The 13,426-nt window shown below is 37.3% G+C and carries 12 protein-coding genes; 9 read left to right on the forward strand and 3 right to left on the reverse strand.

Features of this window, described 5'->3' with window-relative positions:
• The first annotated feature begins 343 nt into the window (after positions 1 to 343).
• The 5 genes from dapB to cysS all read left to right on the forward strand — a co-directional run bounded on the left by dapB (position 344) and on the right by cysS (position 6,938).
• The gene (gene dapB / locus BUC12_RS17280) at positions 344 to 1,057 is read left to right on the forward strand and encodes a 4-hydroxy-tetrahydrodipicolinate reductase (protein ID WP_062178423.1); all 714 of its coding nucleotides are present in this window, start codon (positions 344 to 346) and stop codon (positions 1,055 to 1,057) included.
• A gap of 91 nt (positions 1,058 to 1,148) precedes the next feature.
• Positions 1,149 to 2,741, forward strand: coding sequence for a signal peptidase I (gene lepB / locus BUC12_RS17285; RefSeq protein ID WP_062178427.1), 1,593 nt, complete (start codon positions 1,149 to 1,151; stop codon positions 2,739 to 2,741).
• A 74-nt stretch (positions 2,742 to 2,815) separates the two neighbouring features.
• Positions 2,816 to 3,772 carry a signal peptidase I gene (lepB, locus tag BUC12_RS17290; RefSeq protein WP_062178430.1) on the forward strand — a complete coding sequence of 319 codons (957 nt, stop codon included), beginning with the start codon at positions 2,816 to 2,818 and terminating at the stop codon, positions 3,770 to 3,772.
• A 56-nt stretch (positions 3,773 to 3,828) separates the two neighbouring features.
• A complete protein-coding gene (locus BUC12_RS17295; protein WP_062178433.1) occupies positions 3,829 to 5,394 on the forward strand; it encodes a glycosyltransferase family 39 protein in 1,566 nt (521 codons plus the stop codon).
• Between the two features lie 71 nt (positions 5,395 to 5,465).
• Positions 5,466 to 6,938, forward strand: coding sequence for a cysteine--tRNA ligase (cysS, locus tag BUC12_RS17300; protein ID WP_062178435.1), 1,473 nt, complete (start codon positions 5,466 to 5,468; stop codon positions 6,936 to 6,938).
• Between the two features lie 43 nt (positions 6,939 to 6,981).
• Here cysS and BUC12_RS17305 read toward each other — a convergent pair whose 3' ends face one another.
• Positions 6,982 to 7,311 carry a hypothetical protein gene (locus BUC12_RS17305; RefSeq protein WP_062178437.1) on the reverse strand — a complete coding sequence of 110 codons (330 nt, stop codon included), beginning with the start codon at positions 7,309 to 7,311 and terminating at the stop codon, positions 6,982 to 6,984.
• A 111-nt stretch (positions 7,312 to 7,422) separates the two neighbouring features.
• Here BUC12_RS17305 and BUC12_RS17310 point away from each other — a divergent pair, with 111 nt between their 5' ends.
• The 4 genes from BUC12_RS17310 to BUC12_RS17325 all read left to right on the forward strand — a co-directional run bounded on the left by BUC12_RS17310 (position 7,423) and on the right by BUC12_RS17325 (position 11,765).
• Positions 7,423 to 8,130 (forward strand): DNA alkylation repair protein, encoded by a 708-nt coding sequence (locus tag BUC12_RS17310; RefSeq protein WP_062178442.1) that lies wholly within the window; start codon positions 7,423 to 7,425, stop codon positions 8,128 to 8,130.
• 8 nt (positions 8,131 to 8,138) lie between these two features.
• Positions 8,139 to 9,596 carry a glycosyltransferase family 39 protein gene (locus BUC12_RS17315; protein ID WP_062178445.1) on the forward strand — a complete coding sequence of 486 codons (1,458 nt, stop codon included), beginning with the start codon at positions 8,139 to 8,141 and terminating at the stop codon, positions 9,594 to 9,596.
• A gap of 14 nt (positions 9,597 to 9,610) precedes the next feature.
• Complete coding sequence (locus BUC12_RS17320) at positions 9,611 to 10,834, forward strand: M16 family metallopeptidase (RefSeq protein ID WP_062178448.1); 1,224 nt, start codon at positions 9,611 to 9,613, stop codon at positions 10,832 to 10,834.
• 325 nt (positions 10,835 to 11,159) lie between these two features.
• On the forward strand, positions 11,160 to 11,765 hold the full coding sequence (locus tag BUC12_RS17325; RefSeq protein ID WP_062178450.1) for an outer membrane beta-barrel protein: 606 nt from the start codon (positions 11,160 to 11,162) through the stop codon (positions 11,763 to 11,765).
• A 40-nt stretch (positions 11,766 to 11,805) separates the two neighbouring features.
• Here BUC12_RS17325 and BUC12_RS17330 read toward each other — a convergent pair whose 3' ends face one another.
• Together BUC12_RS17330 and dinD are read right to left on the reverse strand one after the other, a co-directional pair.
• Positions 11,806 to 12,450, reverse strand: coding sequence for a WbqC family protein (locus tag BUC12_RS17330; RefSeq protein ID WP_062178454.1), 645 nt, complete (start codon positions 12,448 to 12,450; stop codon positions 11,806 to 11,808).
• A gap of 25 nt (positions 12,451 to 12,475) precedes the next feature.
• The gene (dinD, locus tag BUC12_RS17335) at positions 12,476 to 13,315 is read right to left on the reverse strand and encodes a DNA damage-inducible protein D (RefSeq protein ID WP_175552647.1); all 840 of its coding nucleotides are present in this window, start codon (positions 13,313 to 13,315) and stop codon (positions 12,476 to 12,478) included.
• Positions 13,316 to 13,426 lie beyond the last annotated feature (111 nt).

The raw sequence follows: 13,426 nt of genomic DNA on the forward strand, positions 1-13,426 counted from the left end.
TTCATATATAGGAAACTATGTATAGGGTATCTACTTTATTTATTTCTGATTTTCGATCTGTTTTATGCTCTATATTGTTCATTATCATTGTATTATTTGGAAGAGTGGATTGTCCGGTAAAAAGGATCGTTTTAACTGTTTTATTTCCTACTTCAAATGCTAAGATTCTGTTTGTCAATTTTTAACATGTGTTTGTGTAATCTTTTATGTATTGTGGCGACTAATCTTACAATATTTGTCATTCCAATCAATATCGCTTCTGTATTTTAGTTATTGAAATGGCTACTTTTTCTTACATTTGTAGTAATTTGGACTTTTATAGTATATATCAAAACTTTATAATATGAAAATAGCGCTTATCGGCTACGGGAAAATGGGCAAAATGATTGAACAGATTGCCTTGAGCCGGGGACATTCGATTGTATCAATAATAGATGAAAATAATCTGGATGGATTTGACTCAGAGCAATTTAAGAGTGCCGATGTTGCCATTGAATTTACAACTCCTTCGAGTGCATTGGATAATTTCATGAAATGTTTCGCAGCAAATGTTCCTGTTGTAGCAGGTACGACGGGCTGGTTGGAACATATGTCGGAAGTAAAGAAGGCTTGCGAAGATGGACAAACGTTCTTCTATGCGTCTAATTATAGTTTGGGCGTGAATATATTTTTCGCTGTGAATAAGTATTTGGCTAAGATAATGAATCAGTTTACGGATTATTCCGTTAAAATGGAGGAAATTCATCATATCCATAAACTGGATGCTCCAAGCGGAACCGCTATTACTCTGGCCGAAGGGATTATCGAAAACATCGATAGAAAGACTGATTGGCACTTGGAAGCAGAAACAAAACCCGAAGATATTTCTATTCATTGTATCCGCGAAGGCGAGGTACCGGGTATCCACGAAATTTTTTACGAATCGGAAGCCGATATTATCAGTATCAAACACGATGCTAAGAACAGAAAAGGTTTTGCGCTAGGTGCTGTTTTGGCTGCCGAGTTTACTTGCGGTAAAAAGGGATTTTTAGGTATGCAGGACATGCTTCACTTTTAACTGTTATAATAGTATTTGTTTTATATAACAATATATCAGATATTTAGGTTACTTAAGCTGATATTTGATCAAAATTTATTAATGATATTTTATGGAATCAAATAACCAGAGTGGTTCAGTGAAGAAAAAGAGTTTCGGGGAAAGACTCAAAAGTGCTCCCCGGGCGAAATGGATTAAGTTTATAATAATGGCAGTACTGACCATTGCTTTTGTTATATGGACAGGGTATGTTGGAGTTTTAATAGTTATTCCTCTTTTCTTCGATAGTTATATTCTCAAATATATTCCTTGGGGTTTTTGGAAAACTTCGGGAAATTCGGCTCTTCGAAAAGTTATGGAATGGGTAGATGCTATTGGTTTTGCATTGGTTGCGGTATATGTGATCAATACATTCTTTTTTCAGAATTATCAGATTCCATCGTCTTCTTTAGAAAAATCTCTTTTGGTTGGCGATTTCCTTTTCGTAAGTAAAATGAGTTATGGAACCCGTTCGCCGATGACGCCTTTGTCGTTTCCGTTGGCACAACATACTTTACCTATACTCAATTGCAAATCTTATATCGATAAGCCTCAAATAAAATATCAGCGTTTTGCAGGATTCGGCTCGATAGAAAGAGGCGATATTGTAGTTTTCAATTTTCCGGCAGGAGATACAGTAGCTATCAACCAGCAAGCTGCCGATTACTATTCGCTTTGTAGAATGAACCCTCAGGGTCGTACCGGAGTATGGAGTGATAAGTCTGCATACGGAGATATAGTTTACCGTCCGGTCGACCGTCGCGAGAATTATGTGAAACGTTGTATGGGACTTCCCGGCGAAACAATTGAATTAAGAGATGACGATGTATATATAAACGGGCAAAAAGTAGCTGACCCTGAAAATATGCAGTTGAATTATTATGTACAAACTGATGGAACGCAAATTTCGGAAACGGTTTTTAATGATCTGGGTATAAGTATGGATGATTATGCTGTTATGGATCAGACTGGCAGATATATTCCATATTATTTCGACCCGATGCAGGAAATGCGAAATGCAAATCCATTACTGAATAAAGGAATAGCGGACGATATGAAGTTTACTGCCGACAGTTTGCAGTTGACCCAGATGGGATTTGCTGCAAAAGGTAAAAACTTTGGAATTGTTTATTCTTTGCCGTTGACTAAGAAAATGGTTGCTGAACTTAATGCGAAACCTTTTATCCTGAAAGTTTTCAAACAAAAAGAAAGGATCGAAAAGAGACAATTTCCGGATGGAACTTTGATTGATTTTCCTTTCTACTATCCGATTACTTATCCTACCGGATGGAGTCGTGATGCTTATGGTCCGCTATGGATTCCGAAAAAAGGTGCTACTATTACTTTCGATAAAGATGTTGAATATAAAGTGGCTGCTTACGAAAGGGTAATTAAAAATTATGAAGGAAACGATTTCACTTTCCGTGATGGTAAAGTATATATCAATGGAAAACAAGCCGATTCGTATACTTTCACAATGGATTATTATTTTATGATGGGTGACAACCGTCATAATTCGGCAGACTCCCGTTCATGGGGATTTGTTCCCGAAAACCATATTGTGGGTCAACCTATGTTTGTTTGGTTATCGCTGGATAAAGATAAAGGCTGGTTCAGCGGAAAAATCAGATGGAACCGGATTTTTACCAGTGCAAAAAAGAAATAAACTAAGGATTATATGAGGTTGAATATTCTGAGCCTGAAAACAGGATCCGAAAAATCCTTTAATAGATTATTGAAATGATGGCTTTGAAAAAGGCAAAAATAATAAAGTGGTGGGGCAAGGTATTTATACTTGCCCTACTTGTTGTGTTTATTGTAAGAGCTTTCTTTGCACAATCTTACACTGTTTCGTCTCCGCAGATGGAAACGGCTTTGTTGTATGGTGACAGGGTGATTGTAAATAAATTATCTTATGGGATTAGATTGCCTTCGACACTACTGTCGATACCATTTACTTTCGATTCGTTTTTGGGGATGAAATCTTATTCGGGAGCTTTACAATTAGGGTATCACCGCTGGTTCTCGTCACAGATACCACGTAATGATGTGGTTCTGTACAATAATCCGGTGGAAACGGAAAAACCTTTCGACAAGCGGACCTTATTTTTAAGCCGTTGTGTCGCTGTTCCGGGAGATACGATTGAGGTAAAAGGTGCTGATTTTTTTATCAATGGAAAACAGTATATTACCTCACCCGATTTGCTACTTCCGTATAGTTTTCCTCTTTTGGCGAAGGATACACTTCTTTCTGTTTTTAAACAAATGAACATTGTACCGCGCAACCTTTCGGTCGATTCTGTCCGGGGCTATCTGGTACAAAGTAAATATGAAGCATTTCTTGTTAATCAACGATTATCGGATTCGTTACAGATAAAGCTTAACACTGACGAAAATTACTCTTATCAATTATTGGTTCCGTCAAAAGGTATGACCGTAAATCTGACCGATGAAAACCGGATGTTATACGCTTCAATAATTAAAGATGAATTGGGCGATGATGTTAAGAATGGCCATTATATCTTCAAAAACGATTATTATTGGTTACTCTCCGATAATCCCGAAGAAGGAACGGACTCCCGGATAGTAGGATTTGTTTCCGAAAAATATATTATTGGCCGTGCGTCTTTTATCTGGTATAGTTCCGATGAAAATGGGAAAAGACGGGGTAGTAGATGTTTTACTTCGGTTAAGTAACATTCTTGGTTTTTATTGATTTATTATTTCATCCGTTTTTTTAATAAGCACTGTTTATGGTTAATGATCCGACTGTCCCTCAAAAGGGAATATCTGTAACATTTTTAGTCTCGGTTATTCTATCGTTCTTTTCGTTGTGCGTCTTTTATTTGATCTTATGCGGTAATGCATATTATTCCTTTGACGAGACTTATACTATGGCACTTGTGCAATATTCTTTCAAAGGGATATGGAGAATCACTTCGATTGATGTACATCCGCCTCTCTACTATTTTATGCTGAAGATATTTACTGCGGTTTTTGGTTCGGGCATGACAGCTGCACGGGTATTTTCGTTGTTAGGTATAGCTTTGATGTTTGTATTGGGTTTGTTTCCCGTACGTCGTTTCTGGGGCGAAAAGGTTGCTTTTGCTTTTGTGCTGATGCTTGCTTTCCTTCCGGTGGTGCAATATCTGGCAATAGATATCCGTATGTATTCGTGGTCTATGTTTTTTGTTACGGCTGCATCGCTGTCCGCCTATTGGATATATACTAAAGCTTCGGTCTACTCTTACCTGGTACTTACGTTTTTTGCCCTTTGTAGTGCTTATATCCATTATTATGCGTTTTTGGGTGTATTGGTGATTTTTGGGCTATTGTTTACCATTCTTATTATATCCAAAAGGAAAAAAGATTGGATATGGCTTATTTTCTTTTTTATACTTTTCCTTGCCGGATTCAGTTTATGGATTCCTGCACTTGTGAGTCAGATAGGGGCTGTTAATCAGCATTTCTGGATAACAAGTATTACTGCAAAAGATATTTTATTATTTACATATTATACCTTTTCTCCGAAAGAACCGACTCATCCTTATACGATTTTTACATTGCCGATGATGGGTGCTGCTCTTTCGGTTATGCTTCTTTTTATTGCGGCGATTATTATCTGGTCAGTAAAACTGTTCAAAGAAGAGCCGAAGCGCATATCAATTCTTACAGCTTTATGTTTCTCTCTGGTTGCTCTTCTACCTGTTATTTTTGCGGTGATTTATTCGTATATACAAGCTCCTGTAATTATACCTCGCTACACAACCACAGTTTTGGGTCCTTTGCTGATTGCTTTTTCAATTGCCTGTACTCAAATTTTCACAAATAGCACTAAGGGAAAATATTTTATTACCCTATGTTTTGCTTTGCTCGCCTTACTGGGTATAACACGTTTTTTTTCTGAAAGAAAATATACTCAAGGGGAAGCAAAAGACGATATGGAAATGGCCGGCTATATAAAAGCAAAGAATCTGGAGAAAACCGTATTTATGTCAACATTGGATGGGGCAGGAACATTAGGAATGTTCTCGGTCAATCACCCTGGTAATTTATTCTTTGTGTATACTGAGAGGGAAAACACCGGAACATATTTGCCTTTTAAGCTGGTACAGGTAGACAAGTTGCCCCGTGATTTTGATTTCTTTTATGTCAAGAATAACTATGCAACGCAAAATAAAATAAGTGACGGTGAGGATAGATTTTTCCGGACAAGCATACAACCCGATTTTGTAGTTGTAGATTCTCTTGTGCAGAAGGAAAAAAGTATTTACCGTTTCAGGACTGTGCATAGAGAAAGAGCTGTACAATCTGAGTAATTTAAACTTTTTATTAATTTTGTATCGATTTAGTAAAAAAGATCAGAGATCTTAATTGAATATATTATCCTATGGAACAGAAGTTAGTGATTTACAACACTCTTTCGCGCGAAAAAGAAGTTTTCGAACCAATACATGCACCTGCTGTAGGGATGTATGTCTGCGGGCCTACCGTGTATGGCGACGGACATTTAGGACATGCCCGTCCGGCGATAACTTTCGATTTGCTGTTCCGTTATCTGACTCATATCGGGTATAAGGTTCGGTATGTGCGCAATATCACAGATGTGGGACATCTGGAAAGTGATGCCGACGAAGGTGAGGATAAAATTGCTAAAAAAGCCCGTATCGAACAATTGGAGCCAATGGAAGTAGTACAATACTATGTAAACCGTTATCATAAGGCGATGGATGCATTAAATGTACTTTCCCCGTCTATTGAACCGCATGCTTCGGGGCATATTATCGAGCAAATAGAAACTATCAAAGAAATATTGAAAAACGGGTATGCTTACGAAAGTAATGGCTCGGTTTATTTCGATGTCCAAAAATATAATAAGGATTACAATTATGGTATCCTGTCGCATCGTAATATCGAAGAAATGCTGAATACTACCCGCGAACTCGATGGGCAGGATGAGAAGCGGTGTAAAGTCGATTTTGCGCTTTGGAAAAAGGCTTCGCCTGAGCATATAATGCGTTGGCCTTCGCCTTGGAGCGATGGTTTTCCGGGATGGCATATCGAATGTTCGACTATGAGTATTAAGTATTTAGGAACAGAATTCGATATACATGGCGGAGGGCTCGACCTTATGTTTCCTCACCACGAATGCGAGATCGCCCAAAATACGGCTCTTGAAAAACAGAGGGTTGTAAAATATTGGATGCATAATAATATGATTACCATTGGCGGACAGAAAATGGGTAAATCGTTAGGCAACTTTATTACTTTGGATGAGTTTTTTGAGGGTTCGCACAAAATGCTCGCTCAGGCGTATTCACCGATGACTATCCGGTTTTTCATTTTGCAGGCTCATTACCGGAGTACGGTTGATTTTAGTAATGAGGCTTTACAGGCATCCGAAAAAGGATTGACTCGTTTAATGGATGCTTATGCACGTATACCGAAAGTTCCCGAGTCCGGTTCTTCGTCTGTCGATATTTCCGGACTTCGCCGGAAATGCTACGATGCGATGAATGACGATCTTAATTCGGCTATGGTGATATCCAACTTATTCGAAGTGTCTACTATTATCAACTCAGCTATTGGAGGTACGGTTTCATTAACTAAACCGGATATTGAAGAATTACGTAATTTATTTGATACTTTCTTATTCGGCATACTTGGTATAAAGAATGAAGCTGCGATGAGTGATACAGGAACCGAAGCATTTTCGAAAGCTGTCGATCTTTTACTCGAGATCAGAGCTGAAGCAAAAGCTAAAAAAGACTGGGCTACTTCCGATAAAATCAGGAATGAACTTAACGAAATAGGCTTCGAAATAAAGGATGGAAAAGACGGTGCCGAATGGAAATTGAAATAAAAAAATAAAAAAGTCTCAAGAATTTCTTGAGACTTTTTGCTGATCAACCTTTTACAATCTTTCCTTTTTCGTCGAAAACAAGGCTCCTGTAATATGGTCTGTAGTTATTACCGGGATAACTGATTTTTAAATAATAATATCCGTTGCCTTTTCTTTTGGCAACCATAATATCATAGTCGCCATAATTCTTTTTCAAATATTTTGTGATATTGGATGGCAGGTTTCGTGCATCCATATTTCCTTTCTGGTAATATCTTCCTCTGTCGTATCTTCCGGTTACGAATTCTGTAGAGTTTCCGGTAGCAAAAGAACTTTCGGCTTGCATTGTAGCACAACCGAATAATAAAACTGCGATAAATAAAAAACTTTTCATAATCCGACTGTTTAAATTTGATTTTGATTCAAAAGTATAATCCAATTCTGTTGCAATTCTGTAGATGGAAGAAAGATGCTATATTTGCTTAATTAAAGATGTGTTTTACATATGACAGAATCAGATATCCAAAAACAGCTGGAGGCTTTATCCAATCCTCAGAAGAAAGAATTTCTTCCTTACTATTTCAAGACCGGAAAAGGGCAATATGGCGAAGGAGACCTTTTTATCGGGGTAGTAGTGCCCGATATAAGAAAAGTAGCTAAGGCTAATAAAAATACCGGCTTTGAAGAATTGGGTAGGCTTTTGGATAATCCGTATCATGAGTGCCGTATGTGTGCCTTATTGATACTTGTGGAACAATTCAAAAAACTTAAATCTGAAGTTGAGAAGAAACAGGTTGTAGATTTTTATCTGTCTTACACACATCGTATTAATAACTGGGATCTGGTCGATTTGAGTGCCAGGGATATTGTAGGAGAGTATCTATCCGGTAAAGAAGACAGGTCAATCCTTTATCGGTTGGCGGATAGCGATCTTTTGTGGGATCAGCGGATCGCGGTTATATCTGCATTTGCTTTTATTCGCGAAAATGATTTTACCGATATAATCGCGTTATCGGAACAATTTCTTACCCACAAACACGATTTAATGCACAAGGCTGTAGGCTGGATGCTGCGTGAAGCAGGTAAACGGGATAAGTCGGTACTGATTTCTTTTCTTGATAAACACTACCGGATAATGCCTAGGACAATGTTAAGATACTCTATCGAAAAACTTTCGGCAGACGAAAAGAGTTATTATATGAAGAAAAACTAAATCTGACCGTGGAAAAGGAAAATCAAAGTATTGCCCGTTTTTATATACCGGCCGTTTTATTGATACTTATCGGGGCTTTTGTCTCGGTATATAATGCTTCCATCACCCATTCGTTTTGGTATGACGAGGCATATTCTATTGCTTTGATTAAATATTCGTTTTCCGATATCTGGCTCATCACGGCATCGGATGTGCATCCGCCTCTGTATTATTATATGCTGAAGATATTTAGCGGTATTTTCGGTGGTTCTATATTTGACCTGCGTATATTTTCGGGATTAGGGATAATCGCTACTCTTCTGATAGGGATATTTCCTCTAAAACGGTTATTTGGCGAAAGAACAGCATTAATGTTTATGATATTGGTCTTAATTATGCCCGTAACTCAATATCTGGCTACAGAAATCAGGATGTATTCGTGGGCTCTCTTTTTTGTACTCGGATGTTCTGTTTTTGCTTACAGGGTCTATCTCAAAAAAGTATTTACCAATTATATCTTTATGGCTCTTTTTGCCATAGCAGCTGCTTATACACATTATTATGCATTAGTTTCTGTAGGGTTTATCTATATTTTGCTGGTTATCGCTTTGCTCCGTAAGGGGAGGAATGTGGTGAGGCTTATTTTATTCAGCCTGATAGTACTTCTTGCATACAGCCCCTGGATACCTGCCTTTATTTCTCAGATACAAAGTGTGCAGCATCATTTTTGGATTAAGATTCCTACAGCGAAAGAGTTTCTTTTGTTTCTTTATTATTTCTTTTCACCGAAAGAACCTTCCCATCCTTATACAATATTCACGTTACCGGTGATGTCGGTAGCGCTTTCGATAATGTTCGTGCTGATCTTTGCCGGGTCGATATATGTTTGGAGGTTACCTAGAGACAAAAGATTGTCTGCCGGCGATGGTTTTGTTCTGGTATATGTCGCCACGTTATTGATAACCTTTCTGATTACTTATCTGGTAAAACCGATCAGTACCCCACGTTACACTACATGTATGCTTGGGCCTTTACTTCTCGGGATAGCTATATACTGCGGTGAATTGTGGAAATCGAAAGGTAAATATTTGGTTATTGTTTCTTTCTGTTTTCTTACACTCTTATCTGTTACACGTTTGATTTCGGAAACAAAATATAATGAGGATCAAGATAGAGAACTGTCCGAAATAAGCCGTTTTTTTCACAGAGGATCAAGAGAACCTAAAACTATAATTTCGTACATAGAGGCATATCCGGAGCTGGCTAAATTATCTCTTATTTTGCCTGATCGCGAATATTTGCTATGTTCGCCGGCCGATGAGACGAATTATCGCCCCTTTGCTATTAAAACCATTGATTCTATCGAAAGCTTTGACTCCTTTTTTCTGGTAACGCCCGATACTATTCCCGAGATGGGGGGTAATTATAGGGTTACAGATAAATTGGTGTTGAGCAAAAAAACAATATTGTTACTTCAGAAGTATTAAATTAAAAAATAGAAATGAATCTTTATCAATCACATATACTCAAAAACGGATTACGGATTGTTCACCTGCCTTCTGTCGGGCATGTTTCTTATTGTGGCTTTATTGTAGATGCCGGAACAAGGGACGAAAATGTTGATGAATTCGGGATGGCACATTTTGTAGAACATATGCTTTTCAAAGGAACAGAAAAGCGCAAGTCTTATCATATAATCAATCGAATGGAAACGGTTGGTGGCGAGATTAATGCATATACGAACAAGGAAGAAACTGTTATTTATTCTATTTTTCTTGAAGAACATTTCGAGAGGGCATTCGAATTATTGACAGACCTGACTTTCCATTCGGTGTTTCCGTCTAATGAGATTGAAAAAGAAATAGATGTTATACTCGACGAAATAAACTCTTATGAAGACAGTCCGTCGGAGCTTATTTACGATGAATTTGAAAATTTGGTTTTTCATGATTCCCAGTTAGGGCACAATATATTGGGAGAGCCCGATTTACTCAAATGTTTCGACTCGGTAAAAGCTTCGAATTTTGTATCGAAACATTACCGGGCTGATAATATGGTTTTCTTTTCGACCGGAAAAACCGATTTCAGGAAAATTGTACGACTGGCTGAAAAATACCTTTCCGAAATACAATTAAGCACCGAAAAAACACCAAGAATTATACCAAACCGGATATCGAAGAAAGAAATTGAAAGCGATAAAGATACATCGCAATCTCATGTTCTGATCGGAGGTAGATGCTATGATATGTATGATCCCAAACGCAATACTTTACATCTCCTTAATAATATTCTGGGCGGGCCGGGAATGAATAGCCGGCTGAATATCTCATTACGGGAAAAAAGAGGTTATGTGTATAATGTCGAATCGAATACGACTTTATATTCGGATACAGGTTTGTTTGCTATTTACTTTGGTTGTGATAAACGTAATACCAACCGGTGTGTAAAGCTTATCCAGAAAGAATTACAAAAGCTACGTGATACGAGCCTGACCACTTTACAGCTGGCTGCTGCAAAAAAGCAACTGATCGGGCAGATAGGAGTATCCAGTGATAATCACGAAAATCTGGCATTAGCCCTAGGTAAAAGTTATTTGCATTACAATCATTTTAATAGTATCGAAGAAACGATACAAAAGATTGAAAAAATTACAGCTTCCGATATCCGGGATGCAGCGAATGAAATTTTTACCGAAGAGAATTTATTTAGTTTGTTTTATGTTTAATCTATTCTTGATAAAATCTTTTAAACAGGCTTAAGGCTTTAATAATATTAATTCCCTATCCATTTCGCAATTTATATGTTGTCGGTAGCGTAAATTATCGTTCCGATACTGAACCTGTTGTATTTATCGCTTTTACTTAAAAAAATAGCAGCGAAAATACTAGTATTTTGAACTGTTTAATAACATATTGTTTTTGGCATTAACAAAAAAAAGGTTAAAAGTGATGGGGATATTGAAAAATAAGAATACATTTGTCCCCCGATTTTGATTAACTAAAATTTTTTAAATAAAGATTTCAAATCAATTCTAATTAAATTTAGTGTTTATGAAAAAGTTATTTTTTACACTAGCTGTTGCATTAGGGGTATTTACAAGCGCAGCTGCTCAAGAAGCCGGACAAATGTGGGCCGGAGGTACAGTAGGTCTTTGGTCAAGCAAAGTTAAAGGTGGCGATAGCCAACTAAGCTTCAAAGTTCTTCCTGAACTAGGTTACAATGTAACTGACAATGTGGCTGTAGGTATCGTTATCGGTGCTGCTCACGACCATGGTTCTAACAATTTGAAATATGATGGCGCTGCTGTTGTTTCTGACCAAGCTACTAATGCTTACAAAGTAAGTCCATTCCTTCGTTATACTTTTTTGAAAGGTGACATTGGTGGTCTTTTCGTAGATGCTGGAGTTGGATATACTTGGGAAAAAGCTTGTGGTGTTGATCTTAAAGGTCACATGCTAGAAGCTGGTCTTCGTCCAGGTGTAGCTCTTAATGTATCTAGCAAAGTTGCTCTAGTTAGCAAATTCGGTTTCTTAGGATACCAAACTGCTAAAGTAACTGAAGGTACTGGAGACGCTAAACAAGAAGCAACAACAAACAGCTTCGGATTCGATTTCGATATGAGAAACATCGAATTTGGTGCAGTAGTTAAATTCTAATATTCTTACACAGAATATAAATAAAAATCTCCTGAGTTTTTCAGGAGATTTTTTTTGTGCTTTTTTCTAATACTAACAGGCTTTCATTCCCCATGTTGAAGAGCAAATCTGCTATGCTCAAATTTTCAGTGAATCCGTACCGGGTATCGAATACCTGATAATAGGGTATGGATATAAAACCGGTATCGAATATCTTGAAGTCTTTTTTGGGGGACAATGTTTCTCTAAGATCTGTATCCGTATTTTGTATCTCAGAAATGTAGTCGTCGGTATAGTATATATTCGAAATATCCAAAGTAAGTAGTTCACAAACTTTTAGCCGTATTTCTTCGTTGAAATCGAATAAAAATTTATATTTCTTTTCATAGAACGGTCGAAAGTCATCTTCGTAATATTCGAAGAATGGGGTAGAGTTATATGCCGAAATTAGCGCATTCCAGTGCAAATGCCGCCAGTTTCCGTGTTCAGCTATACGAACATCCCTTATCGGGCATTTTTTGCCTCCTGCGCTCTCGATCGGGATCGAGAGCGGCATCGGTCCGTTTGCCGATAAAATCGTACAACGGTTACGGTACGATTGCTTGATATAGTTTTCGTGTTGCTCGATCAATACGGGTGTATCCGAAATCAATTTCGAATAATATTGTATGGGTGCCAGATATGCTGTGGATAAGAGAATACTCATTTTTTGAATAGCGGTGATAGTTTTATTAATTATTGTTTGACTTCTTTTGTGAAGATTCAATTGTTTTTATACTCTCAACAGCTGGTATATCTTCGGGCATTGTTCCTCCTAATTCCTCAATTGTTTGACGAACTTTTTTGCCGACTTCGTAATGAGTATTGTTTGCTTTTGTTTTTCCTTTAATATTTTCTCTGCGGAGTTTTTCTTCTGTTTGAGTGGCTCTGAATAAGTTTGCAGCCAGTTCTGTACTATCCATGTGATCTAATATCTTTTGACTTTTTTTCAAACCTTTTCTTGTATGGATTTCTTTGGCTCCGAGTCCTCCATATAAGCCCATATATCCATGATTTTGAAAGATTGCATAATCTACAGGTTCTATGACTCCTGCATTTTTTGCAGCGTCAGCTAATTGTATGTTATGTCTGGCTAACTCATTCCGTAGAAATAATCGGCGTTCATTTTCTGTGGATAAATTATTGTATTCATCCAATTGCTTAATTTCGGCAATACGGGTTTGTACAGCAAAATAAGTATGACCTAATGCTACGACTTCTTTGCCTGGATCCGCACTTTGAATAATGAGATAGCATGCATAACGTGAAAGTTTTATTGATTCAATAGATCTTTTTGCCCCCGAACCAATATCTACCATTTCGTCGAAGTCGACGAAATGGTTGTCTATTTCTTGCTGACTTTTTGTGCAGGCTTCTTTGGCTTTTTCTATAACTTTCTCGAAGTTACGATAGTTACTATATTCTAATACTTTTGCTAAATCTCGGGAAGACCAGAATTCAATACCATTTTCATCGATTCTTTTTATTTGTTCGAATACTGGATTATGTGATTTTTCAGGATTATGTTCCATAGTGTTTATAAGTTTGATGTTGGTATTGTTAATTTTTCGAATTTATTTGCTTATTCAAATGTATGAAATAATATAGCTTTTAGAAAAATCCAGTTCTATTCAAAAAAAATA

Origin of the sequence: Indolivaga macrotermitis (assembly GCF_900128985.1) — a bacterium.
GTDB lineage: Bacteria > Bacteroidota > Bacteroidia > Bacteroidales > Dysgonomonadaceae > Dysgonomonas_A > Dysgonomonas_A macrotermitis.

Coding starts and splice junctions, on each gene's coding strand:
- dinD (WP_175552647.1), bottom strand. CDS start 13,315: ATGGAACATAATCCTGAAAAATCACATAATCCAGTATTCGAACAAATA.
- lepB (WP_062178427.1), top strand. CDS start 1,149: ATGGAATCAAATAACCAGAGTGGTTCAGTGAAGAAAAAGAGTTTCGGG.
- BUC12_RS17330 (WP_062178454.1), bottom strand. CDS start 12,450: ATGAGTATTCTCTTATCCACAGCATATCTGGCACCCATACAATATTAT.
- dapB (WP_062178423.1), top strand. CDS start 344: ATGAAAATAGCGCTTATCGGCTACGGGAAAATGGGCAAAATGATTGAA.
- lepB (WP_062178430.1), top strand. CDS start 2,816: ATGATGGCTTTGAAAAAGGCAAAAATAATAAAGTGGTGGGGCAAGGTA.
- BUC12_RS17305 (WP_062178437.1), bottom strand. CDS start 7,311: ATGAAAAGTTTTTTATTTATCGCAGTTTTATTATTCGGTTGTGCTACA.
- BUC12_RS17325 (WP_062178450.1), top strand. CDS start 11,160: ATGAAAAAGTTATTTTTTACACTAGCTGTTGCATTAGGGGTATTTACA.
- BUC12_RS17320 (WP_062178448.1), top strand. CDS start 9,611: ATGAATCTTTATCAATCACATATACTCAAAAACGGATTACGGATTGTT.
- BUC12_RS17295 (WP_062178433.1), top strand. CDS start 3,829: ATGGTTAATGATCCGACTGTCCCTCAAAAGGGAATATCTGTAACATTT.
- BUC12_RS17310 (WP_062178442.1), top strand. CDS start 7,423: ATGACAGAATCAGATATCCAAAAACAGCTGGAGGCTTTATCCAATCCT.
- cysS (WP_062178435.1), top strand. CDS start 5,466: ATGGAACAGAAGTTAGTGATTTACAACACTCTTTCGCGCGAAAAAGAA.